The organism is Fuscovulum blasticum DSM 2131, assembly GCF_003034965.1.
GTDB classification, from domain to species: domain Bacteria; phylum Pseudomonadota; class Alphaproteobacteria; order Rhodobacterales; family Rhodobacteraceae; genus Pseudogemmobacter; species Pseudogemmobacter blasticus.
Map to the genome: position 1 here is coordinate 17,583 of NZ_PZKE01000005.1, position 23,996 is coordinate 41,578.

The window sequence follows — 23,996 nt, forward strand, 5'->3', positions numbered from 1 at the left end:
GACGCCGCAAGGGAAGGCGTCTGGCCGCTATGGCCCGCTCGAAGGCGGCACGGCCTTGAGATAGGCCGCAACGGCGGCGGCATCCTCGGCCGGCAGGCGGGCGAAGTTTTCCACCACATGGGCCATATGGCCGCCAACACTGTCATAGTCGGGGGTGAAGCCGGTGGTCAGGTAGCTGGCGATTTCGTCTTCCGTCCAGGTCAGGCGGGCAGGGGTGATGTCGGGCACACGCGCCTTGCCGCTGGCGTCTGACGGATCGGGCGCACCGGCCAGCCAGCGGCTTGTCTCCAGACCGCCCAGGGCATTGCGCGGGGTGTGACATTCGCCGCAATGCGCCATCGCCTCGACCAGATAGCGGCCACGGTCGGCGGTGGGCGTCAGGTTGCCGGGCAGCGCCCAGTCGGTTGACAGGAACAGGAGCTTCCAGCCGCCAAGGCTGGCGCGGATGTTGAAGGGAAAGCCGATCTCATGCGCGGCGCTTGGCGTCGGGTCGGCGGGCAGGGTTTTCAGGAAGGCGAAAAGATCGGCCACGTCCTGCATCTGCATCTTGCCATAGGCGGCATAGGGCAGCACGGGGTAAAGGTGTTCGCCCTGCGGGGACACGCCCCGGGTCAGGGCATTGGCCAGATCCAGCAGCGACCAGGTGCCGATGCCCGCCTGCGGGTGCTGGCTGATGTTCGGGGCGATGAAGGTGCCGAAGGGCGAGGCGAAGCGTTGGCCGCCGGAAAGGACCAGTTGCGCCTCCCCCTTGGCGCCCGGCGCCATGTGGCAAGAGGCGCAGCCTGCGGCCCAGAACACCTGTTCGCCATGGGCGGCGTCCCCCACAAGGCCCGCCACGGCCGAGGCGGGCAGGGGCGCGGGGCGGGTCAGCCACCAGCCTGCGGCGGCACCGGCAAGGGCAAGCAACAATAGCTTGGGCACAAGGCGCATGACGGTTGGCCTTCTTGAAGGGCAGGAAGTGCCAGCCTAGCGCGAAATGCTGAACCTGTCAGTCAGGGTTTGACGCGCATCCGGTCGGGGGTCAGCCAGGCGGGCCAGCCCCAGATCCATTCGATGCCGGCAATCGTCAGGCAGACGGCGATGATGGCGGCATAGAAAAGGACCTGCCGCATCGAGGGCGGGTTCTGCGCCCAGCGCTTTGCCCGGATCAGCCAGCGGATCGGGTCCATGGCCGGCCTATCCTGCGGATGTGTCGGTGAAGCGCACCTTGCCGATATAGGGCAGGTTGCGGTTGCGCTGCGCGAAGTCGATTCCATAGCCGACGACGAATTCATCGGGGATCTCGAACCCGGTCCAGGTGGCCTTGATCGCCACCTCGCGGCGCGAGGGCTTGTCAAGCAGCGCGCAGACCTCAAGCCGCCGGGGTTCGCGCGACAGCAGCATGTTCTTGACGTGGTGCAGGGTGAAGCCGGTATCAACGATGTCTTCCACCACCAGCACATCGCGACCGGCGATCTCGCCGCGCAGGTCTTTCAGGATGCGCACCTCGCGCGACGAATGAAGCGCGTCGCCGTAGGAACTGGCTTCCAGGAAATCCACCTCGACCGGAAGGTCGATCTCGCGCACCAGATCGGCGATGAAGACGAAGCTGCCGCGCAGAAGGCCGACGACGACCAGCTTGTCGGTGCCGCGGTAATGGGCGGTGATCTCGCGGGCCAGCGCCTCGACCCGGGCGGCAATTGCCTTGGCACTGATGAGCTGGTCGATCACATAGGGGCGGTCGGGCATCTGGGGCTTCCCTGCTTGACGACCCTTCCTAGCGCCAAGCGAACCGGGTTTCGAGAGCGATCTTGACCGTGGCGGCCTGACGCTGTGGCAAGGGCAAGGCTTCGGGCGCCGGACTTTTCGTCGCCCCCCGTCGCGGCTGGCGCCGCTTGACCGCCGGGCAGAGACGCGCCACATGGAAGGGCCTTACAGCCGCAGACCGATGCCCACCCATCACGAAACCAAGCGACTGCCCTACACCGCCCAGCAGATGTATGATCTGGTGGCCGATGTCGCACGTTACCCCGAATTCCTGCCGTGGAATTCCGCCGCGCGCATCCGGTCGCGCACCCCCATTCCGGGCGGCGAGCTGATGGAGGCCGATCTGGTGATCAGCTTCAAGGTGTTCCGCGAAAGGTTCGGCAGCCGGGTGCAGTTGTTGTCCGAGGATCGCCGCATCCTGACGGAATACATCGACGGGCCGTTCCGCTTCATGCGGTCCACCTGGGAATTTCGCGATGCGCCGGGTGGCTGCGAGGTTGAATTCTTCGTGGATTTCGAATTCCGCAACGCGATCCTGCAAGGCATCATCGGCGTGGTCTTCAACGAGGCGATGACGCGGATCGTGCGCGCCTTTGAACGCCGCGCGGCCGATCTCTACGGTCGCGCCGCCTGACATCACGCGCGGCGCGACGGAAACCTGCGGTTGTGGCGTTTCAGCGGGAACAGCCCGCTGACCGGAGACCGCAATGACCGCAGTTGACCCCGCATTTGCCCGGCTTGCCCGGATACAGACGGCCCGTTCGGTGCTGGTCTGGGCAGCAATGATCCTGGCCGCGCTGACGCTGCCCGCCCTGGCGCGGACCGAGCGGGTGGAGCTGGGCGACCGCTGGTATCTGGTGGACCTGCCGTCGCAGGCCCGGGGCGCGCCGGTCATTCTGGCGCTGCACGGCGGCGGGGGCGACCCTGGGCAGTTCACGCGGTCGTCAGGTCTGGCCAAGGCGGGCACGGCCAAGGGATATGCGGTGGTGTTTCCCGCCGGCACCGGGCGCAAGGGCGACCGGCTGCTGACCTGGAACGCCGGTTATTGCTGCGGATCGGCCGCGCGCAAGGGCGTGGCGGACGAGGGCTTTCTCAAGGCGGTGATCGCGGATGTGACGGCCCGCTACGGGCTGGATGGCGGGCGGGTGTTCCTGACCGGCATGTCGAACGGGTCCATGATGTCGGAAACCTTTGCCGCGCGGAACCCGCGGCTGGTGCGGGCGGTGGCCGGCGTTTCGGGCACGATGGACAGCGGACGGGTGGTCGTCCGGGGGCCGGTTCCGGCGCTGATCGTGCACGGCACCGCCGACAGCCGGGTGCCCTATGCCGGCGGGCAGGGCGACAGCAGCCTGACGCGCACCGATTTCGCCTCGGTCGCATCGGTGGTGCAGGCGTTTCTGGCGCCGCAACCGGGGCCTTTGGCGCAGACCAAACGGCGCATCGACGCCAAGGACGACGGAACGGCGGTCGAGGTGACGGACTGGGTGGCGGGCGGCAGGGTGCGGCTGCGGCTGATGACGGTCGAAGGGGGCGAGCATGTCTGGCCGGGAAGCCGGAAGGCACGGCTGGACAGCGGCAAGACCCGCGAGATCGACGCGACGCAGGAAGTGCTGCGGTTCTTTGACGGCTGGCGCTGAGGCCGGTTCCGTCTGCGGTCAGTCCATCGCGGCCAGCAGCAGCGCCAGCGCGTGTTCGGTGCTGGCGGCGCGCACCTTGGCCCGGCCGATGGCGCCATAATGCACCGTCTCGGTCCGGGTCATGTGGCCGGCCTTGGCCAGCGCAAAGCAGACCCGGCCTTCCGGCTTGAACTCGCTTGAGCCGGGGCCGGCGACGCCGGTGATGGCCACCACAAGCCCGGCATCGGCGCGGGCCAGCGCGCCTTCGGCCATTTCGCGGGCGGTGGGTTCGGAAACGGCGCCGTTGGCGGCAAGCGTTTCTTCCCGCACGCCCAGCATCTGCATCTTGGACAGGTTGGAGTAGGTGACATAGCCGCGATCAAAGACCGTGGACGATCCGGCCACATCGGTCAGCGCGGCGGCGACCATGCCCCCGGTGCAGCTTTCGGCGGTGGCGATGCGCAAACCCCAGTAGCGGGCGCGATCCAGCACCTCTTCCGCCGTCACAATCCCATCACGCCGTGCCATATCCCTGCCGTCACCATGATCATCAACCCAGCAAACAGCCCCGCCCAGAGATCGTCAAGCATCACGCCTGTCGCATCCCCCCGCCGGTCGGCACGGCCAACCAGCCAGGGCTTCCAGATGTCGAACAGCCGGAAGAACAGGAAAGCGGCCACCCAGCCGGGCCAGGCGTCCAGCGCCCAGTCGGTCAGGCCGCGGTTCCAGAAGGCGAAGGCGGGGAACAACAGCGCCAGCCATTGACCGGCCACTTCATCAATCACCACCTCGGCGGGGTCTTCGCCGGGGCCGCAGACGGCGGCGCAGGCGCGGAAGCCAAGGGCGGTGACGATCACGAAAGCGGCCAGCAGGCCCCAGACGGTGAACAGCCGGTCAATGGCCACGCCCGCGACAATGGCCGCGGCCGAGCCCCATGTCCCCGGGGCCGGGCGCAGGCGGCCGATGCCGAAGACGGTGGCGATGGTGCGCATCATGCGCGCACCAGAACGCAGGTGGCGATGGAGGCGATGCCTTCTTCCCGGCCGGTGAAGCCAAGCCGTTCCGAGGTGGTGGCCTTGACGCTGACGCGGCCCGGCTCAACCCCCATGATGCGGGCAAGTTCCTGTTGCATTGCATGGGCATGGGGGCCGATCTTCGGGCGTTCGCAGACCAGCGTCACGTCGCAGTTGGAAATCACATAGCCCTTTTCGCGGACCATGTTCGCGGCATGGGCCAGGAAGATGTGGCTGGCCGCGCCCTTCCATTGCGGGTCGCTGGGGGGGAAGTGGCGGCCGATGTCGCCCATCGCCATGGCGCCATAGATCGCATCGGTCAGGGCGTGCATCCCGACATCGGCGTCGGAATGGCCCAGCAGCGCCTTGTCATGCGGCACCTTCACGCCGCAAAGCCAGACGTGATCGCCCGCCGTGAAGGCATGAACGTCATAGCCGTTGCCCATCCGCACATCCATGGTCCGCCCCTCCAGAAGCCGCCCGGCGCGCGCAAAGTCGCCGGGGAAGGTGAGTTTCAGATTGTCCTCGTCGCCCTCGACGATGGCAACGTCAAGTCCTGCGGCCCGCGCTACTTCGACATCATCGGCGGCATTGCCCGGATGGGCGCGGTGCGCCGCAAGGATTTCGGCAAAACGGAAGGCCTGCGGCGTTTGCGCGCGGTAAAGGCCATCGCGCGACTGCGTGCCCGAGACAAGGCCCGCTTCGCCGCGCCACAGCGCATCGGTCACCGCCAGCGCGGGGGCGGCGCCGGGGTGGGCATCCAGCGCCGCCTCCAGCCGGGCGATCAGCGCGCGGCTGACCAGCGGGCGGGCGCCGTCATGGATCAGAACCTTGGTCACGCCGGTTCCTTCCAGCGCCTCAAGCGCGTTTTTCACCGATTGCGCCCGCGTGGCGCCGCCTTCAACCAGAGGGATGTCCGGCGCAAGGGCTGCGGCGCGGGCGCGGTCGTCGGGGTGGATGGCCAGCACGATCCGCATCCCGGCAAAGGCGGCCAGCGTATGGGCCAGCACCGGCTTGCCGCGAAGCAGTTGCCACTGCTTCGGAATTTCGCCTCCGGCCCGAGTTCCCCGGCCAGCGGCAACGATAAGTACGGCGGTGGTCATGGCGGCAGGCTTCCCGGTTGTGCCCATCCTGTCTAGGCCAGCCCCGCGGCGCTGACAATGTGGCGGGAAAGCAGGCATATCTGCCTAGTTATTGTGCAATGCACGTTTTTCAGTCAAAGGTTGTTCCGCGCGCTTTGGACCTTTGCCGCCCGGGGCGCTAAGGCTTGGCCCATCCCTTGCAGGACAGAACACCCGTGACCCTGACCCTTGGCCCGATTTCGGTTTCCCCTCCGGTGCTGCTGGCGCCGCTGGCCGGCATCACCGACCTGCCGTTCCGCCGGCTGGTGGGGCGGTTCGGGGCCGGGCTGGTGGTCAGCGAGATGGTCGCCAGCGACGAGGTGCTGCGCGCCCGGCCCGAAGCGCGGGCCCGGGCCGAACTGGGCTTCGGCGAGGTGGCGACCAGCGTGCAGCTTGCGGGCCGGGAACCGGCGCTGATGGCGGAAGCCGCGCGCTGGTGCGAAGGGCAGGGCGCGCAGGTGATCGACATCAACATGGGATGCCCGTCCAAGCGGGTGACCACGGGCCTGTGCGGCAGCGCCTTGCTGCGCGATCTGGATCTGGCGCTGCGGCTGATCGAGGCGGTGGCGACGGCGGTGCAGGTGCCGGTCACGCTGAAAACCCGGCTGGGCTGGGACGACAGCGATCTGAACGCGCCGGCACTGGCGAAACGGGCGGAAGCGGCGGGTGTGCGGATGGTGGTGATCCACGGCCGCACCCGTTGCCAGTTCTACAAGGGCCGGGCCGACTGGGCGGCGATTGGCGCGGTGAAGGACGCGGTGTCGATCCCGGTTGTCGCCAATGGCGACATCGTGGATGCGGACACCGCGCGGCAGGCGCTGGCGGCCAGCGGTGCGGATGGCGTGATGGTGGGGCGCGGGGCGCAAGGCGCGCCCTGGCGGCTGGCAGAGATTGCCCATGCGCTGCACGGCACCCCGGCCCCGGCGATTCCCGAAGGGGCGGACCGCGCCGCGCTGATCGTGGCGCATTACGAAGACATGCTGGGTTTTTACGGCCGCGATCTGGGCCTGCGCTGCGCGCGCAAGCATCTGGGCTGGTATCTGGACGAAGCGGGTCTGCCGCAGGCGCGCGAGGCGATCCTGACCGCCACCGACCCGGCCGAGGTGATCCGGCTGGTCCTTGCGGCCTTCGATGACATGGAGGTGGCGGCATGAGCGCCTATCGCTCGCCCTATCCGGTGCCGGGGGTGGTCTGGGCCTCGCTGCCCTTGCCGGCGCTGCTGGTGAACGAGGCGGGGCGGGTGCTTGAGGTCAACCCGGCGGCCGAGGCCTTTCTGAACACCTCGGCGCGGGCTCTGGCGGGCCAGCCCGTGCTGGACCGGCTGGCGATCGACGCCCCGATGGAAGAGGCGATGGCGCGGGCGCGGTCGAACCAGGCGGCGCTGAACATCAACGATGTGGACGTGACCAGCGGCGAACGCGCCCCGGTGCAATGCACCATCCATCTGGCCCCGATGCACGACAACCCCGGCATCCTGCTGCTGATCCTGTCGCCCCGCGAACTGGCCGACAGGCTGGGCCGGTCGATGGGGGCGAAGACGGCGGCGAAATCGGCCATCGGCATGGCCGAGATGCTGGCGCATGAGATCAAGAACCCGCTCGCGGGCATTGCGGGCGCGGCGCAGCTTCTGTCGATGTCGCTGACGCCCGAAGACCGCGAGATGACCGACCTGATCGTCGAGGAAACACGGCGCATCGTGAAACTGCTGGAACAGGTCGAACAGTTCGGCAACCTGCGGCCACCGGACCGTCGCGCGGTGAATGTGCATGACGCGCTGGACCGCGCCCGCCGCTCGGCGCTGGTGGGGTTTGCCGCGCATATGACGATCATCGAGGATTTCGATCCCTCGCTGCCGCCCACCTGGGCCGACCCCGACCAGTTGATGCAGGTGTTCCTGAACCTGATCAAGAACGCGGCCGAGGCGGCGGGGCGCAAGGGCGGCACCATCCGGCTGCGCACCTTCTATGACATCAGCCTGCGGATGCGGCGCAAGGATGGCGTGCCCGCCGCGCTGCCGCTGAATGTCGAGATCATCGACGATGGCCCCGGCCTGCCGCCCGACATTGCCGGCGATGTGTTCGAGCCCTTCGTTTCGGGCCGCGAGAACGGCACCGGCCTGGGGCTGGCGCTGGTGTCCAAGATCATCTCTGACCACGACGGCTGGATCAGCGTGGAATCTGTGCCCGGACGCACCGCGTTCCGCATTTCCCTGCCGCTCGCCCCGAAAGACAAACGGAAGGACCTGTAAGCCATGGACGGCACCATCCTTGTCGCCGACGATGACCGCACCATCCGCACGGTGCTGACCCAGGCGCTGACGCGCGCCGGCTGCAAGGTGCACGCGACCGGCAGCCTGATGACGCTGATGCGGTGGGTCGAGGAAGGGAAGGGTGATCTGGTCATATCCGACGTGATCATGCCCGATGGCAACGGACTGGACGCGCTGCCGCGGATCGGCCGGATGCGGCCCGGCCTGCCGGTGATCGTGATTTCGGCGCAGAACACCATCATGACGGCCATTCAGGCGGCCGAGGCGGAAGCCTTCGACTATCTGCCAAAACCCTTTGACCTGCCCGACCTGATGAAACGGTCGGCCCGCGCGCTGGACCAGCGCCGCCGCGCGCCGCAAGTGGCGGTGCAGCCGCTGCGCGAGCCGTCGGAAGACCTGCCGCTGGTGGGCCGGGCCCCGGGGATGCAGGCGCTGTACCGGCTGGTGGCGCGGGTGATGAACACCGACCTGCCGGTGCTGATCACCGGCGAATCCGGCACCGGCAAAAGCCTGCTGGCCCGCGCGATCCATGATTTCAGCGACCGCCGCAACATGCCTTTCGTGGTGGTGCAGGCGGCTGACCTGCAAGGGATGGAAGGCCCGTCGAACCTGATCGCGCGGGCACGCGGCGGCACGCTGGTCTTTGACGAGGTGGCCGATTACGACGACGATACGCAGGCCCGCGCCGTGCGGCTGCTGGATCTGCCGGGCGACAGCGCGCCGCGGGTGATCGCCACCAGCCAGGCCGACCTGAGCCAGAAGATCGAGGCGGGCAGCTTCCGGCAGGATCTGTATTTCCGGCTGGCCGGCGTGACGCTGCACATGCCCAGCTTGCGTGAACGGGTCGAGGATATTCCGCTTTTGGCCGACCATTTCCTTGGCCGGGCCGAACGCGACCTGGGCACCGGGCGGCGGCTTTCGGCCGAGGCGCGCGAGATGGTGCGCGCCCATGCTTGGCCCGGCAATGTGCGGCAATTGGAAAATGCCCTGCGCCGGCTGGCGGTGACGGCCAGCGACGCCGAAATCACCAAGGCCGAGGTGGCGCAGGTTCTGGGCCAGTTGCCGCCGGCCGAGCCTGTGAAATCGGCGCTGGAGGGGGAAAAGCTGTCGGCCAGCGTGGCGCGGCACCTGAAACGCTACTTCGATCTGCACGGCGGGCAACTGCCGCCTCCGGGCGTCTATCAGCGCATCCTGAAGGAAGTGGAGACGCCGCTGATCGAGATTGCGCTGGATGCCACGGGCGGAAATCAGGCGAAATGCGCCGATCTGCTGGGGATCAATCGCAATACCTTGCGCAAGAAGATCACCGACCTCGATATCCGCGTGACACGGCGGCGCAAGCTGATGTAAAACCGCAACATCAAGCGTGGCACACGGGTCGCAATGCCCGAACGCCACAAGATGTTGCAGGTCATGAGCCCTTCAGAACGCGCCCTTCACCGGGATGTCTGGTCCAGATTGTCAAGGCTGCGGCGCCAGAAGCGTGTGCAGACGGCAACGACTCTGGGCCTGGTGTTTCTTGGCCCCGTGCTGGTGGTGGCCACCTTCCTGGCGCTGGGGCCGTTCAATCAGGGCGCGACAACGCCGCAACTGCGGCTGATTCTGCTGGCCGATCTGGTCTATGTTCTGCTGGTGGCGGCGCTGGTGCTGTACCGCGTGGCGCGGCTAGTGGCCGACCGGCGCAGCCAGTCGGCCGGATCGCGGCTGCACCTGCGGCTGTCGGGCGTGTTTGCCGGGGTGGCGCTGGTGCCCACCGTGCTGGTCGCGGTCTTTGCGGTCTTGTCGGTCAACCTGGGGCTTGAGGGCTGGTTTTCCGACCGGGTGCGCTCGGTCGTCGGGTCGTCACTGGCCGCCGCCGAAGCCTATGAGGGCGAACAGCGCGAAGACCTGATGCAGGATGCGCATGCGCTGGCATCCTATCTGAACCTTGCCAAGCAGAAGACCTTTTTCCTGCGGGACGATCAGTTGCGTCCGCTGCTGAGCCAGGGGCAGGATGCCATTCAGCGCGGGCTGAAAGAGGCCTATCTGATTGACGGAACCGGCACGCTGAAGACGCGCGGCGATCGGTCTTACCTGTTCGGCTTTGAAACCGTGACGCCCGAACAACTGGCCCGCGCCCGCACCGGCGAGACGGTGATGATCGAGGACTGGCCGAACAACGAATTCCGGGCGCTGGTGCATCTGGAGGCCTATCCCGACCGCTATCTTTACGTCAGCCGCGATGTGGACGGGTCAATCCTGTCGCTGCTGGATGAAACCAAGGAAACGGTGCGGCTTTACAGCCAGCTTGAAAGCGACCGGGGCAAGCTGCTGCTGAATTTCGGGCTGATCTATCTGGGCTTCGCGCTGATCCTGATCCTGGCGGCAATCTGGCTGGGCCTGTGGTTCGCGGAACGGCTGTCGCGCCCGGTGGGGCGGCTGGCGGGGGCGGCGCAGCAGGTTGGGGCGGGCGATCTGGATGTGCAGGTCCGCGAGGAAGAAGGCGATGACGAAATCGCCATGCTGGGCCGGCTGTTCAACCAGATGACGCGGCAGTTGAAGGGCCAGCGCGAGGCGCTGATGGAAAGCAACCGCCAGACCGAACGGCGGCGGCGGCTGTTCGATTCGGTGCTGTCGAACGTGACGGCCGGGGTGATTGGTCTGGATGCCAACGGGCAGGTCGATTTCATCAACCGCGCCGCCGAAGGCCTGCTGGACATCACGGGCGAATTGCATGGCGTGACCATGGCCAGTGCCGTGCCCGAGTTTGAACCGCTGTTCGCGCGGCTCAAGGACGAGGGCGGCGCGGGGGTGCAGGAAGAGGTGAAGCTGACGCGTCGGGGCAAGCTGGAAAGCCTGCTGGTGCGGATGAGCGTGCGGCGCAGCGACAGCGGCCGGCTGGAAGGCTATGTGGTGGCCTTTGACGATGTGACCGATCTGGTCACCGCGCAGCGCATGGCGGCCTGGGGCGATGTGGCGCGGCGCATCGCGCATGAGATCAAGAACCCGCTGACGCCGATTGCCCTGTCGGCCGAACGGCTGAAGCGCAAGTTCCTGACCCAGGTGCGCGACCCCGAAGACCTGGAACAGTTGACCGACGTTATCGTTCGCCAGACCAATGACTTGCGCCGCATAGTTGATGAATTCTCCAAATTCGCCCGGATGCCCGAACCGGACCGGCGCGAAAGCAATCTGGTGCAGATCCTGCGCGATGCCGTCACCCTGCAAGTGGCCGGCCAGCCGGATGTGCGCTTCGTGACCGAGATCCCCGAGGGGCCGGTGACGATGGATCTGGATGCCGCCATGATCGGGCAGGCGCTGACAAACCTGATCAAGAACGCTGGGGAGGCGATTGACTCCTTTAAGGAAAAGAATTCATTGCAGGACATCGCGCCCGAAATCAGGATCAGCCTGACCTCGGATGACATCGAAAGCGTGATCCGCATCGCCGACAACGGCATCGGCCTGCCGCCCGACCGGGCGCGGCTGTTCGAACCCTATGTCACCACGCGCGCCAAGGGCACCGGCCTTGGCCTGCCCATCGTCAAGAAGATCATCGAAGAACATGGCGGCACGCTGGCGTTGCTGGACGCGCCCCTGTTCGAAGGCAATGCCCATGCCGGCGCGCTGGCCGAGATCCGGCTTCCGCGCCTTGCCAAGCGCCGCATGGGCCGCAACATCGGGCCGCAATCGCCGGCCCAAGGGGGAACCGCAGCATGAGCATCCTTATCGTCGACGATGAAAAGGACATCCGTGAACTGATCGGCGACATCCTTCGCGACGAAGGCTATCTCGTCCGTCTTGCCGGCAATTCCGATGACTGCATGACCGAGATCAACGCCGACCCGCCGGCGCTGATGATCCTGGACATCTGGCTCAAGGACAGCCGGATGGACGGGATCGACATTCTCAAGACCGTCAAGCGCGACAACCCGGACATTCCCGTCATCATCATCTCGGGGCATGGCAATATTGAAATCGCTGTCGCCGCCATCAAGCAGGGCGCCTATGACTTCATCGAAAAACCGTTCAACATCGACCAGTTGATCGTGGTGGTGACGCGGGCGATGGAAACCAGCCGCCTGCGCCGGGAAAACCACGAACTGCGCCGCCGCGATGTCAGCTCGGCCGAGATGGTCGGCAGCTCTGCCGCCTTCAAGGGGCTGAAATCGCAACTGGAAAAGGTCACCAAGTCGAACGGCCGGGTCATGCTGACCGGGCAGCCCGGATCGGGCAAGGAAATGGCGGCCCGCTTCATTCATTCCAATTCGAACCGGGCCGCGGCCCCGTTCATCAGCGTCTCGTCGGCCACGATCGAGCCGGAGCGGATGGAAGAGGTGCTGTTCGGGCGCGAAACCCCGGATCGCGGGGTGGAACCGGGCCTGCTGGAACAGGCGCATGGCGGCGTGGTCTATTTCGACGAAGTGGGCGACATGCCGCTGGGCACCCAGTCCAAGATCCTGCGGGTGCTGACCGAACAGCAGTTCACCCGCGCGGGCGGGGCTGACAAGGTGCGGGTCGATCTGCGGGTGATCTCGTCCACCACGCGCGATCTGCCGGGGGAAATCCGGGCCGGGCGCTTCCGGCAGGAGCTGTACGACCGACTGAACGTGGTGCCGATTGCGGTGCCGTCGCTGTCAGAGCGCCGCGAGGACATTCCCGAACTGGCGCGGCATTTCATCGACTGGTTCCACCGCAGCCAGGGCCTGCCGGCGCGCGCCCTCAGCCAGGAAGCCGAGGCGACCCTGCAGACCATGGCCTGGCCCGGCAACATCCGCCAGTTGCGCAATGTGATCGAGCGGGTGCTGATCCTGGGCGAAAGCGGCGGCGCCATCGAGGCGCGCGAATTGCCCGGGCCAGAGCAGCACAGCGGTTCGGGCGAGGGCATGGTTCTGGGCGGGCAGATCGCCACGCTGCCCCTGCGCGAGGCGCGCGAGCTGTTCGAACGCGAATACCTGCTGACCCAGATCAACCGCTTCGGCGGCAACATCAGCCGCACCGCGGGCTTTGTCGGGATGGAGCGCAGCGCGCTGCACCGCAAGCTGAAATCGCTGGGGGTTGTCACCTCGTCCCGCGGCTATCGCGGCGAGACGGGCGAGGGCGACGATGACCTTGGCGGCGATGAGTGACGGCAGGCTGCGCCGATTGACCCGCTGGCATGGACGTGACATTCAGGCCCGACGTGGAACCGACCGGGGTATCTGATGAAGGTGATCATCTGCGGCGCGGGACAGGTGGGCTGGCAGATCGCGCGCCAGCTTTCGGGCGAAAAGAACGATGTCACCGTGGTTGACGTGAACGCCGATCTGGTGCGCCGGGCGACGGAAACGCTGGACGTTCAGGGTGTTGTGGGGTTTGCCAGCCACCCGGATGTGCTGGAAAAGGCCGGGGCGCGCGATGCCGACATGATCATCGCCGCGACCCATTCCGACGAAGTGAACATGGTGACCTGCCAGATCGCGCAGGCGGTGTTCAACGTCACCCGCAAGATCGCGCGGGTGCGGGCGCAAAGCTATCTGTCGGACGCCTACAGCGACCTTTACACGCAGGACCGGCTGGCGATCGACGTGGTGATCAGCCCCGAGCATGAGGTGGCCGAGGCCGCGCTGCAACGGCTGGCGGCCCCGGCGACCTTTGACACCGAAGTGTTCATGGGCGGGCGGGCGCAGCTTCTGGGCATCCAGTTGACCGAAGATTGCCCGGTGCTGAACACGCCCCTGCGGCAGTTGAACGAACTGTTTTCCACCCTGCGGGCCATTGTCGTGGGCGTGCGGCGCGAGGGGCGGCTTTTCGCACCCGAACCGGGCGACCAGTTGCTGGCCGAGGACCAGATCTATGTCTTCACCCATTCCGAAGACGTGAACCGCTGCCTGGAAATCTTTGGCAAGAAGAACAAGAAGCAGGAACGCCTGGTTATCATCGGGGCGGGCAATGTGGGCCTTGGCGTGGCCATCGCGCTGGAAAAGCGCAGTGCCCGCGTGCGGACCAAGATCATCGAGAAGGACCGCCCCACCGCCGAACGCGCCGCCGATGCGCTGGAGCGGACCATCGTGCTGAACGGCGACGGCATGGACATGGACCTGCTGATGGAAGCCGCCATTGACCGCGCCGACGCGGTGCTGGCGGTGACGGATGATGACAAGACCAACCTTCTGGTCTCGGTCCGGGCCAAGCAGGCAGGCTGCCCGATGGCGATTGCGCTGGTGAACGATCCGACGCTGGCGCCGCTGATGGCGCCGCTGGACATTGACGCCTACATCAACCCCCGCGCGACCACGGTGTCGTCGATCCTGCGGCACATCCGGCACGGGCGGGTGCGGCATGTCTATGCCATCGGCGATGCCGAGGCCGAGCTGATCGAGGCGCAGGTGATGTCCACCTCGCCGCTGGCGGGCAAGCTGATCCGCGATGTCGAATTTCCCGAAGGTGTGCTGGTCGGCGCGGTGATGAAATCCGGCGACAAGGTGCTGAAGCCGACCGGCGATCTGCGGATCGAGGCGGGCGACGTGATCGCGCTGTTCGCGATGGCCAAGGACGTGACCGAGGTCGAGCGGCTGTTGCTGGTCTCGATCGACTTCTTCTGACGCGATGCTGGCCCGGCTGACCGCATTGCCGTTGCTGGTCGTCCTGCTGGGCGGCACGGCGCTGGTGGCGTTGCTGCCGTCGGGCCATGCGCTGATTCTGGGTGACATGCGAACGGCGCGGGCGTTCTTCTATGCCGCGCTGATGCTGGCCGTGCTGACGGTGATGCTGGGGCTGGCCACCGCGCATTGGCGGCCGCGCAATGCGGCGCGGGCGCAACTGGCGGCGCTGGTCGGGGCCTATGTCGTGCTGCCGGTGGCGATGGCGTTGCCCGTGGTCTGGGCGGTGCGCGACACCAGCCTGATCAACGCCTGGTTCGAGATGATGACCTGTTTCACCACCACCGGGTCATCGGTCTATGAACCGGGCCGGCTGCCACCTTCGGTGCATCTGTGGCGGGCGCTGGTGTCCTGGCTGGGCGGCTATTTCATCCTGCTGGCGGCCTATGCGATTCTGGCGCCGCTGAATCTGGGCGGGGCCGAGGTGATTTCCGGCCGGGTGCCGGGGCGCGGCGCGCATGGCGCGACGCAGATCACCCGCGTTGCCGACCCGGCGCTGCGTCTCAGCCGCTATGCGATGGCGATCCTGCCGGTCTATGCCGGGCTGACGCTGGCGCTGTGGGTGGCGCTGCTGATCGCGGGTGAGGATGGCCTGCTGGCGCTGACCCATGCCATGGGCACGCTGTCCACCTCGGGCGTCTCGGCGGGGATCGGGCTGTCGGTCACCGGGTCGGGGCTGGCGGGCGAGGTGCTGATCCTTGGATTTCTGGTCTTTGCCCTCAGCCGGCGGCTGATGCCGGTGCCGGGGGTGGGGCTGTCGGACCGCAAGATCTGGCACGACCCCGAGCTTCGGCTGGCGGCCTTCCTGACGGCGGTCGTGGTGCTGGTCCTGATGACACGGCACCTGATGTCCGAGGTCGAGGCGCCGCGCGAAATGGCCACGGCCACCGGCATTGCCCGTGCGCTGTGGGGGGCGATGTTCACCGCCTTGTCGTTCCTGACAACCACCGGCTACGAATCCGCCTACTGGTCATCGGCGCGCGACTGGGCCGGGCTGGGGGCGCCGGGTCTGATGCTGCTGGGGCTGGCAATTGTCGGCGGCGGGGTCGCCACCACGGCGGGCGGGGTCAAGCTCTTGCGGGTCTATGCGCTGCTGCGGCAGGGCGAGCGCGAGCTGGAGCGGATCATCCACCCCAATTCGGTGGGCGGGCAGGGCGCCGAAGGGCGGCGGCTGCGCGGGGAAGGCGCCTATATGGCCTGGGTCTTCTTCATGCTGTTCGCGCTGTCCATCGGCCTTGTGACCGCGGTGCTGACGCTGACCGGCCAGGCCTTTCAGCCGGCGCTGGTCCTGGGCATTTCGGCGCTGACCACAACCGGCCCGCTGATCCAGGTCGCCACGGCCGAGCCGCTGTCCTATGCGGTGCTGAGCAATGCCGAAAAGATCGTGCTGGGCGTGACCATGGTCGTGGGCCGGCTGGAGACTTTGGCGCTTATCGCGCTGGTTGCACCGGGGGGCTGGCGGGGCAAGGCGCAATTCCACATGTAACGGCCTGATTTTCGGGCTGGAATCTGCGCGATTCGCAGCTAATACTGCTTTCATTCGCAGGGCCTGCGGATACCGCGGCCTTTCCGGCCAGAAACTTCAACCGTGCCGCGACAAAACGCGGCCATCGCGCAAGGCAAAACAACAATGGCTGGCGACAAGCAAAACCTGCAGGACGCGTTTCTCAATCACGTCCGCAAGGCCAAGGTTCCGGTAACGATCTTCCTGATCAACGGCGTCAAGTTGCAGGGCGTGATTACCTGGTTTGACAATTTCTGCGTGCTGTTGCGCCGTGACGGTCAATCCCAGCTTGTCTACAAGCACGCGATCTCCACCATCATGCCGGGTGCGCCGATCAGCCTTTATGAAGGTGAAGACTGATTTCCGACCTTCCCGAAGATGACGACGACGATCCGCTGTTCGAAGACGGCGGAATCGACGCCTATGAAACGGCGGCGCGGCCCACCCGTGCCTGGGTGCTGCACCCCGACCTGAAGGCCCGCAACACCCGCCGCCTGCCCGAACACGGGCTGGCGGAAGCGGTGTCTCTGGCCATGGCGCTGCCCGCGATCGAGGTGGTCGGGTCCGAAGTCGTGCGGCTGTCCAAGGTGGCGCCGGGCACGCTGTTCGGGACCGGCAAGCTGGAAGAGCTGAAGACCCGTTTCAAGGCCGAAGGCATTGAGCTGGTGCTGGTAGACGGGCCGGTGACGCCGGTGCAGCAGCGCAATCTGGAAAAGGACTGGGGCGTCAAACTTCTGGACCGGACCAGCCTGATCCTTGAAATCTTTGCCGACCGCGCCCGCACCCGCGAAGGTGTGTTGCAGGTGGAACTGGCGGCGCTGTCCTATCAGCGGTCCCGCCTTGTGCGGGCCTGGACCCACCTTGAACGTCAGCGGGGCGGCTTTGGCTTTGTCGGCGGTCCGGGGGAAACCCAGATCGAATCCGACCGCCGCGCCATTGACGATCAGGTGGTGCGGCTGAAGCGCCAGTTGGAACGGGTGGTCAAGACACGCGAGTTGCACCGGGCCGCGCGGGCCAAGGTGCCGTTCCCGATTGTCGCGCTGGTCGGCTATACCAATGCCGGCAAATCGACGCTGTTCAACCGGATCACCGGCGCCTCGGTCATGGCCAAGGACATGCTGTTCGCCACGCTTGACCCCACGATGCGCGGCGTGGTGCTGCCCTCTGGCCGCAAGATCATCCTGTCCGATACGGTGGGGTTCATCAGCGACTTGCCGACGCAACTGGTGGCCGCCTTCCGCGCCACGCTGGAAGAGGTGCTGTCGGCCGATCTGATCTGCCATGTCCGCGACATCAGCCACCCCGAAACCGCCGAACAGGCCGCCGATGTGGCCGATATTCTGGCCAGCCTTGGCGTGACCTCGGCCACCCCGCAGATCGAGGTCTGGAACAAGCTGGATCTGGTCGGTCCCTCGGACCGCGAGGCGCTGGTGGCGCAATCGGCCCAGCGGTCCGATGTGCTGCCGGTTTCGGCGCTGACGGGCGAAGGGATCGACGCGCTCCTGGACCGCATCTCGCAGTCGTTCGAAGAGGAAAAGACCGAGGTGACGCTTCACCTTGGCTTTGCCGACGGCCGCCGTCGGGCCTGGCTGCACGATCAGGCGGTGGTGGTGTCGGAAGCCGATACCGAAACCGGATGGGATGTGACCGTGCGCTGGACCGCGCGCCAGCAGAAGCGCTGGCGCGAGGCCTGATCAGTCAGCCGCCGGGGCGGGGGTCAGCACCATCACCCCAAGGGCCGCCGCCCGCGCCAGCGCGGGGTCAAGGCTCATGGGGATATACTCGCCACGCCGCCACAACTCTCCCAGATCGTCGTAATGGCGGCTGAGGGGATGGCCCGACTGGCCGGTCGCGGTGATGAAGACCGAAGAATCCGGGTCGGCGAAATCATAGACGCCGCGATAGCCCGCGCCATGCACGTTCAGGAACGGGTTGTCGCCGGTGCCGGCGGTGCGGCCGCGCATCAGCGTATCGTCGCCGCCGCTGGTGGATTGGCGGATGTTCACGAAATGCCGCAGCAGGGGCACCTGACCCAGAACCGGGTGGTCATGCGTGGCCTGGTGGGCATCGCCCCAGCGCCAGCTTTCCAGGTTCGGCCCCCATTTTTCCTGCAACCGCAACAGCGCCTCATCCAGCGCGATGCGGGCCAGATCGGTGCAGGTCTCGACCGCCGCAGACTGGATCACGTCGCACCAGACCGAGGCGCCGTTCACATTGCGGAACACCCGTTCGATGAACACCGGGTCGGGGTGGGTGAAACTGTCGGCCATCGGGCCAAGCTCATCGCGGATCAGCCGGTCCATCAGGGCGCGAATCCAGGCATCCGCGATCAGCGGTTCGGGCAGATGCTCGTTCATCTCGCCGTTCCATTCGGCCAGCAGCATCAGCGCGCGCTGGCGGAACCGTTCCGGCGTGCCTTCGGGGGCGGGGTCGCCCGTGAACCACAGATCGGCGCCGATCAGCGGCAGCAGGGCGCGCGAGGTGGGATCGACCGTATCAAGCTGCGCCTCGATGAAACTTTCGCGGGTATGCACCTCGCGCGATTTCATCAGCGTCAGCCAGCGCTGGATGCGCTGCGTATCGCCCCAGAGGAAGCTGAGATGGTCGGGGAACGGGCGGTCCACCGTCTTGTTGTTGGTATTGCCCAGCAGGCCCGAGGGCGGGTTCAAGAAGCGCGGGTTGTCTTCATAGGGGAAGCTGCCCTTGAAGCCGGTGGCCGGCAGCCAGCCCGGCGCGGGCATCCGGCCCTGCGTCGGGTGGGCGGCATCGCGGGCCGGCATCTGGCCGATCACCTGAAGGGCAATGCCATCGGGGCCGGCCAGCATCAGGTTCTGCGCCGGCGCGATCTGCAGCCGGCCCGCCTCGATGGCCTCGGCCACGTTTTGCGATGACATCAGCCGCAGCGCGGCGGTCATGGTCGTGTCCGCGCCCGACAGTGCCGTCCAGGACAGCGCCGCGACATGGCCGGGGGGCGTGACGGTGCCCACCTCGAACTGCTTGCCGGACAGGATCGGGCCGTGGTCGGACCAGCGCAGCGTCAGGGTCAGTGGTGTGCCGTCCTTGACGGTGACAATGCTTTGCCGGCTGTCGAAACGGGCATAGCTGCCATCGGGGCGCAGGTATTCCTCGGGGTTGTCGGGGTTCAGCTTCTCGATCACCAGATCCTGATCGTCGAGATAGGCCGTGGTCAGGCCCCAGCCCATCTGGTCGCTGCGCCCGACCAGCACGGCGGGAACGCCGGGAATGGTGCCGCCGATCACGCCGCCGGTGGTCAGTTCCAGCCGCGCCAGATACCAGATCGTCGGCGCGGTAAAGCCAAGGTGCGGATCGCTGGCCAGAAGGGCGGCCCCCGCGGCCGAGCGCGACGGCGCGGCGGCCCAGGCGTTCGAGGCGCCCGCCATGCCCAGCGGCGGCAGGGGCGAGAACGGGCCAAGCGCGAAATCCAGCGGCTTGCTGTCGGGCAGGGCGCCGGGCACAAGCGCGGCATAGTCGGGCAGGGCGGCCACGCCCTTGCCCGGGTCTTCCGGCAGGATGTCGGCCAGCCGGTCCGCCGACAGGATCATCGACAGGCGCGCACGCAGCACCTCGGCCTCGGCATGGCCGGACAGTTGCAGCGCCATCAGCTTCAGGATGGCAATGGAATCGGCCGGGGCCCAGGCGGAAATCTCGGGTTCGAACATCCAGAATTCAGGCGCCCCCCGGCCACGGGCGCCCGAGTTCACCTGTTCGATCCAGGCATTGACGCCGGCCGAATAGGCCTGAAGCGCGGCCAGAGTCTTGGGATCTTGCGCCGCCACGCTGTCCAGCGACAGGGTGTAGAGGTCCAGCCGACGCATCAGTTCATCCACGCCCAGCGTGGCAGAGCCGAACAGTTCCGAAAGCCGCCCCTGCGCGGTGCGGCGCAGCATCGTCATCTGCCAAAGCCTGTCCTGCGCATGAACGAAGCCAAGCGCGAAATAGACATCCTCGTCACTCTTGCCGAAGATATGCGGCACGCTGTCGTTGTTGCGCACCACTTCGACCGGGGCGGTGATGCCTTTGACGGTAAAATCCTCGTCGTAATCGACCAGTGACCGCGACAGGAACCAGTAAAGCAGCAGAAGGCCCACGCCGCCCAGAACGGCGGCGGCGGTCAACAGGCGGACAAGCCAGCGGAACAGCGTGTACATCGGGGCCCTTCTTGACGGCGGCGGCGCCTTGGCGTCCTAGTCCATCTTCGGTTCAAGGGCAAATCACAGGCGGAGGCAAGCGCATGGCAAAGGTGGCATTTCTGGGTCTGGGCGTGATGGGCTTTCCGATGGCCGGGCATCTGGCCCGGGCCGGACATCGCGTGACGGTCTGGAATCGCTCGTCCGGCAAGGCGGAACGCTGGCTGGAACAGCATGAAGGCACCGCAGCGCCCACCGCGCGCGAGGCTGCCCTTGGTGCCGAATTCGTGATGGCCTGCGTGGGCAATGACGACGACCTGCGCATGGTCTGCCTTGGCCCGGACGGGGCCTTTGCCGGCATGGACCCCGGCGCGATCTTCGTCGATCACACCACGGTTTCGGCGCGTGTGACCCGAGAGCTGGCCGAGGTGGCCGCCGAAAAGGGGCGGGGCTTTGTCGATGCGCCGGTGTCGGGCGGGCAGGCGGGGGCTGAAAACGGCCAGCTTTCCATTATGTGCGGCGGCCGCGAGGACGATTACGCCGCCGCCGAGCCGGTGATCGCCGCCTATGCCCGCATCTGCCGCCGTCTGGGCGACAGCGGCGCGGGACAACTGGCCAAGATGATGAACCAGATCTGCATCGCCGGGCTGATGCAGGGGCTGAGCGAGGCGCTGGCCTTTGGCCAGAAGGCCGGCCTGGACGGCGAGGCGGTGGTGGAAGTCATCAGCCAGGGCGCCGCGGGAAGCTGGCAGATGGCGAACCGGCACAAGACCATGCTGGCCGACCAGTTCGATTTCGGCTTCGCGGTGGACTGGATGCGCAAGGATCTGGGCATCTGCCTTGCCACCGCCGACGAGATCGGCGCGCGGCTGCCGGTGACGGCGCTGGTCGATCAGTTCTACAAGGATGTGCAACTGATGGGCGGCGGCCGCAACGATACCTCAAGCCTGATCCGCCGGCTTCGCTAGACCTCAGCCCTTCGGCGAGCGGCGGAACACCAGACGGTGCGCCGCCAGCCCGGCCAGCGCCAGCCCGGCCACCAGCCACAGCCAGTGATGCGCGGCCAGCCGGCCCAGAAGCGCCTCGGCGGCAAGGCCGAAATGGTAGCCAAGCCCGGTGAACAGCAGCGCCCAGACACATACCGACGCCCCGTTCAGCGCCGCGAAGGCGGGCCAGGACAGCGCGGTCTGCGCCAGCAGGATCGGGCCGGCGATGCGGGTGCCGGGGATGAAGCGGAACAGAATGGCCATCAGGTGGCGGCTGCCTTCCAGCCGGCTTCGCAGCGGGCTGGCGGCGGCGGCCTGCCTCAGCCGGCGCAGCGGCCCGACATCGGGCGCATGGCGCGACAGCAGGAACCACATCTGATCGGCCAGAAAGGCGCCCAGCCCGGCGACGGCCGCCATGCCCGCCCAGGCCCCGATACCGAACCCGCGCGCAGATCCAACCGGATCGGGCATCAGGGCGGCGGTGCCGCCGTCCAGCCCGCGATGGGCAAAGACGCCGCCCAGCAGGGCCGCCGTCTCGCCTTCGAAAAAGCAGCCCAGAAAAACCGCCGCCGGGCCATAGGCCTGAATCAGGGATTCGATCGACATCGCCGGCGGCGCGCGTCGGTCAGGGGATGATGCGGGTGTATTTCACGCCCGCCAGCGAGGCGCCTGCGATCAGCCCCTGCTGGCCGAACACCAGCGCGATCACCGGGTCGATCTCGGTCGTGGCCTTGCCGATGCTGCCGCCTTCTTCCGGCGTGGCATAGCGCAGGTCGGCCGAGGCCGCCCAGCCCTGCGAGCGGCGGAAGTCGGACAGCGCCTCGGGCGTCATGAAGAACAGCGCGTGGGCGTATTGCTGGGCGCCGACCTGCAGGCCGATGCTGGCCTTGGTGGCCGAGTAGTAATCCACCGTGGCGCCTTGAATCTGCAGCGCGCCGCGCCCGTAGGAACCGCCCCAGATCAGCCCCGCCTCGGTGATCAGCGGCATGTACAGCACGCCCGAGGCGCGCGCGGCCAGATCGCTGGTGCCGGGATAGCGGCTGAAAAGATAGTTCTTCGTGGCATCGACACGGGCGTCGATCTGCGCCGACCCGTTCGAGCCAACCCCGTTGCCGCAAGCCGCAGTCAGAAAGGCCGTCGCGCCGGCCCCTGCCAGAAGTCCACGTCGTGTGATCCTGTCCATCGCTCTGCCCTTTTGCCTGATCCGGGGGTCTGAGGCCCCATTGACGCAAAATCTAGCGTGTTCCGGCGCAGTTGTCATGCGTTTCGCACAGACAGGGCCCGCATCGGCGGGATCACGCAAAGACCATCGGGCGGTGCTTTCGCCGGTTCAGCCGCGCAGAAGGCGCGCCGCTTCGGGGGCGAAATAGGTCAGGATGCCGTCACAGCCGGCGCGTTTGAACGCCATCAGGCTTTCCATCATCACCTTCTCGCCATCGACCCAGCCGTTCAGCGCCGCGCCTTTGAGCATCGCGTATTCGCCCGACACCTGATAGGCGAAGGTCGGTGCGCCGAAGGCATCCTTCACGCGGCGGCAGATGTCGAGATAGGGCATCCCCGGTTTGACCATCACCATGTCGGCGCCTTCGCGCAGGTCGCGCTCGATCAGGCGCAGCGCCTCGTCGCTGTTGGCGGGGTTCATCTGATAGGTCTTCTTGTCGCCCTTCAGCGCCCCGCTGGCCCCCACCGCATCGCGGAACGGGCCATAGAAGGCCGAGGCGTATTTCGCGGAATAGGACATGATCGACACATCCTTGTGGCCGGCGGCTTCCAGCGCGCTGCGCATGGCGCCGATCCGGCCATCCATCATGTCGGACGGGCCAAGAATATCAGCCCCCGACTCGGCCTGCGCCAGCGACATCCTGACCAGCGCCTCGACGGTTTCATCGTTTACGATGATGCCATCGCGGACGATCCCGTCATGGCCGTTGGAATTGTAGGGGTCCAGCGCGACATCGGTCATCACCGCGATCTCCGGCACAGCCTGCTTGATGGCGCGGATGGCGCGGTTGGCCAGATTGTCGGGGTTCCAGGCCTCTTCGCACAGCTCGGTCTTTTTCGACGGGTCGGTATAGGGGAACAGGCAGATCGCCGGAATTCCAAGCCCGGCCGCCAGTTCCGCCGCCTGCACCACCTTGTCGATCGACAGCCGGCTGACCCCCGGCATCGAGGCGATGGGCTCTTCCACACCCACGCCATCGCGCACGAACAGCGGCCAGATCAGATCGCCGGTGCTGAGCACGTTTTCCTGCGTCAGGGCGCGCAGCGCGGCGGTGCGCCGCAGGCGGCGGAAGCGAAGGGCGGGGGTAGGGGCTGAGATCGGGCGCATCATCTGTCCATCTTGGCGGGCTTGGGGGCTTGCGGCCTTGTCACTTGCCTGCCATGGAAAGGCGCGCGCCTCAAGGGATGTCGGGCGCGGCAAAAAACGCAGGGGCCGGGCCGTGGACTGGTATCAGACCATCATCGGAGTGATCGACACCAGATCCTTCTCGAGCATCTGGTACTGGATCGTCGTGGCGGTCCTGTGGTCGGTCAGCAGCTACTGGGTCATGGGCGTGCCCTATGACATGCTGCAAAAGGCCCGCCGCCATGGCGGACAGGCCCAGACCGATGTCGAAACCCTGGCCGAAATTCACGCCCGGCGCCTGCTGGACCTGTCGCGTCAGGCGGCGGTGCCGCTGTTCGCGCTGGTGTCCTTCCTGCTGACCAGCCTTGTGGTGCTTGGGTTCTGGTATGGCATCCAGTTGGCGCAGGCGCTGTTCTGCCTTGCGCTGCCGATGGTGCCCATCGGCTGGCTGTCGCTGCGCACCGCGCTGAAGATCGAGGCGGGCGAGAATACCGGCCGCGCCCTGTACCACCGGCTGATGTATCACCGCCGGTCGGTTCAGGTGGTCGGGATGCTGGCGATCTTCTTCACCGGCATGTTCGGTTCCTACCAGATCATGCACGTCACGTTCCTGCATTGATCCGCAG

General features: G+C 66.8%; 23 protein-coding genes. 13 read left to right on the plus strand and 10 right to left on the minus strand.

The annotated features are described in order from the left end of the window. Window positions 1–27: 27 nt before the first annotated feature. The 3 genes from C5F44_RS06535 to hpt form a co-directional block, all read right to left on the minus strand. Window positions 28–930 (minus strand): c-type cytochrome, encoded by a 903-nt coding sequence (locus C5F44_RS06535; protein ID WP_107672723.1) that lies wholly within the window; start codon window positions 928–930, stop codon window positions 28–30. 62 nt (window positions 931–992) lie between these two features. Continuing rightward, window positions 993–1,169, minus strand: coding sequence for a hypothetical protein (locus C5F44_RS17960; RefSeq protein ID WP_181318205.1), 177 nt, complete (start codon window positions 1,167–1,169; stop codon window positions 993–995). A 7-nt stretch (window positions 1,170–1,176) separates the two neighbouring features. Continuing rightward, complete coding sequence (hpt, locus tag C5F44_RS06540) at window positions 1,177–1,728, minus strand: hypoxanthine phosphoribosyltransferase (RefSeq protein ID WP_107672724.1); 552 nt, start codon at window positions 1,726–1,728, stop codon at window positions 1,177–1,179. Between the two features lie 199 nt (window positions 1,729–1,927). On the opposite strand from hpt, the gene C5F44_RS06545 reads away from it, so the two are divergent. Both C5F44_RS06545 and C5F44_RS06550 read left to right on the plus strand, forming a co-directional pair. Then, a complete protein-coding gene (locus C5F44_RS06545; RefSeq protein WP_107672725.1) occupies window positions 1,928–2,380 on the plus strand; it encodes a type II toxin-antitoxin system RatA family toxin in 453 nt (150 codons plus the stop codon). Between the two features lie 73 nt (window positions 2,381–2,453). Then, complete coding sequence (locus tag C5F44_RS06550) at window positions 2,454–3,383, plus strand: CE1 family esterase (RefSeq protein ID WP_107672726.1); 930 nt, start codon at window positions 2,454–2,456, stop codon at window positions 3,381–3,383. 18 nt (window positions 3,384–3,401) lie between these two features. Here the strand turns inward: C5F44_RS06550 and C5F44_RS06555 are convergent, their stop codons facing one another. Genes C5F44_RS06555 through C5F44_RS06565 form a run of 3 tightly spaced genes read right to left on the minus strand, consistent with a single transcriptional unit; the run spans window position 3,402 to window position 5,478 of the window. Then, window positions 3,402–3,890: a CinA family protein gene (locus C5F44_RS06555; RefSeq protein WP_412917531.1), complete on the minus strand. Its 489-nt coding sequence runs from the start codon at window positions 3,888–3,890 to the stop codon at window positions 3,402–3,404. Next, the gene (locus tag C5F44_RS06560; protein WP_107672727.1) at window positions 3,866–4,357 is read right to left on the minus strand and encodes a phosphatidylglycerophosphatase A family protein; all 492 of its coding nucleotides are present in this window, start codon (window positions 4,355–4,357) and stop codon (window positions 3,866–3,868) included. The genes C5F44_RS06555 and C5F44_RS06560 overlap by 25 nt, the downstream gene beginning before the upstream one ends. After that, entirely contained in the window at window positions 4,354–5,478 is a 1,125-nt protein-coding gene (locus C5F44_RS06565; RefSeq protein ID WP_107672902.1) for a bifunctional 2-C-methyl-D-erythritol 4-phosphate cytidylyltransferase/2-C-methyl-D-erythritol 2,4-cyclodiphosphate synthase, read from the minus strand. Before C5F44_RS06565 ends, C5F44_RS06560 begins: the two co-directional genes overlap by 4 nt. A 194-nt stretch (window positions 5,479–5,672) precedes the next feature. Here C5F44_RS06565 and dusB point away from each other — a divergent pair, with 194 nt between their 5' ends. The 9 genes from dusB (at window position 5,673) to hflX (ending at window position 17,583) form a co-directional block, all read left to right on the plus strand. Next, window positions 5,673–6,650 carry a tRNA dihydrouridine synthase DusB gene (gene dusB / locus C5F44_RS06570; protein ID WP_107672728.1) on the plus strand — a complete coding sequence of 326 codons (978 nt, stop codon included), beginning with the start codon at window positions 5,673–5,675 and terminating at the stop codon, window positions 6,648–6,650. Then, entirely contained in the window at window positions 6,647–7,744 is a 1,098-nt protein-coding gene (locus C5F44_RS06575) for a two-component system sensor histidine kinase NtrB (RefSeq protein ID WP_107672729.1), read from the plus strand. The genes dusB and C5F44_RS06575 overlap by 4 nt, the downstream gene beginning before the upstream one ends. A 3-nt stretch (window positions 7,745–7,747) precedes the next feature. Further along, window positions 7,748–9,115: a response regulator gene (locus C5F44_RS06580; protein WP_107672730.1), complete on the plus strand. Its 1,368-nt coding sequence runs from the start codon at window positions 7,748–7,750 to the stop codon at window positions 9,113–9,115. A gap of 63 nt (window positions 9,116–9,178) precedes the next feature. After that, window positions 9,179–11,464: a sensor histidine kinase NtrY-like gene (locus C5F44_RS06585; protein WP_107672903.1), complete on the plus strand. Its 2,286-nt coding sequence runs from the start codon at window positions 9,179–9,181 to the stop codon at window positions 11,462–11,464. Continuing rightward, window positions 11,461–12,873, plus strand: coding sequence for a nitrogen assimilation response regulator NtrX (gene ntrX / locus C5F44_RS06590; RefSeq protein WP_107672731.1), 1,413 nt, complete (start codon window positions 11,461–11,463; stop codon window positions 12,871–12,873). The genes C5F44_RS06585 and ntrX overlap by 4 nt, the downstream gene beginning before the upstream one ends. A 75-nt stretch (window positions 12,874–12,948) precedes the next feature. Continuing rightward, window positions 12,949–14,328, plus strand: coding sequence for a Trk system potassium transporter TrkA (gene trkA / locus C5F44_RS06595; protein ID WP_107672732.1), 1,380 nt, complete (start codon window positions 12,949–12,951; stop codon window positions 14,326–14,328). A 4-nt stretch (window positions 14,329–14,332) separates the two neighbouring features. Beyond that, complete coding sequence (locus C5F44_RS06600; RefSeq protein ID WP_107672733.1) at window positions 14,333–15,871, plus strand: TrkH family potassium uptake protein; 1,539 nt, start codon at window positions 14,333–14,335, stop codon at window positions 15,869–15,871. A gap of 144 nt (window positions 15,872–16,015) precedes the next feature. After that, window positions 16,016–16,249 (plus strand): RNA chaperone Hfq, encoded by a 234-nt coding sequence (hfq, locus tag C5F44_RS06605; protein ID WP_107672734.1) that lies wholly within the window; start codon window positions 16,016–16,018, stop codon window positions 16,247–16,249. Between the two features lie 35 nt (window positions 16,250–16,284). Further along, complete coding sequence (hflX, locus tag C5F44_RS06610) at window positions 16,285–17,583, plus strand: GTPase HflX (protein WP_412917533.1); 1,299 nt, start codon at window positions 16,285–16,287, stop codon at window positions 17,581–17,583. Here hflX and C5F44_RS06615 read toward each other — a convergent pair whose 3' ends face one another. Next, entirely contained in the window at window positions 17,584–20,058 is a 2,475-nt protein-coding gene (locus C5F44_RS06615) for a penicillin acylase family protein (RefSeq protein WP_107672736.1), read from the minus strand. Between the two features lie 83 nt (window positions 20,059–20,141). Here C5F44_RS06615 and C5F44_RS06620 point away from each other — a divergent pair, with 83 nt between their 5' ends. After that, window positions 20,142–21,005 carry an NAD(P)-dependent oxidoreductase gene (locus C5F44_RS06620; RefSeq protein WP_107672737.1) on the plus strand — a complete coding sequence of 288 codons (864 nt, stop codon included), beginning with the start codon at window positions 20,142–20,144 and terminating at the stop codon, window positions 21,003–21,005. 3 nt (window positions 21,006–21,008) lie between these two features. On the opposite strand, the gene C5F44_RS06625 is transcribed toward C5F44_RS06620, so the two are convergent. From C5F44_RS06625 to hemB, 3 genes are all read right to left on the minus strand, one after another. Further along, window positions 21,009–21,629 carry a DedA family protein gene (locus tag C5F44_RS06625; RefSeq protein WP_107672738.1) on the minus strand — a complete coding sequence of 207 codons (621 nt, stop codon included), beginning with the start codon at window positions 21,627–21,629 and terminating at the stop codon, window positions 21,009–21,011. Window positions 21,630–21,648: 19 nt separating this feature from the next. Then, window positions 21,649–22,206 carry a lipid-binding SYLF domain-containing protein gene (locus tag C5F44_RS06630; RefSeq protein WP_107672739.1) on the minus strand — a complete coding sequence of 186 codons (558 nt, stop codon included), beginning with the start codon at window positions 22,204–22,206 and terminating at the stop codon, window positions 21,649–21,651. A gap of 147 nt (window positions 22,207–22,353) precedes the next feature. Further along, the gene (gene hemB / locus C5F44_RS06635) at window positions 22,354–23,352 is read right to left on the minus strand and encodes a porphobilinogen synthase (protein WP_107672904.1); all 999 of its coding nucleotides are present in this window, start codon (window positions 23,350–23,352) and stop codon (window positions 22,354–22,356) included. Between the two features lie 112 nt (window positions 23,353–23,464). Between hemB and C5F44_RS06640 the strand changes: the two genes are divergently transcribed. After that, window positions 23,465–23,989, plus strand: a complete 525-nt coding sequence (locus C5F44_RS06640) for a component of SufBCD complex (RefSeq protein ID WP_107672740.1) — start codon at window positions 23,465–23,467, stop codon at window positions 23,987–23,989. Window positions 23,990–23,996 lie beyond the last annotated feature (7 nt).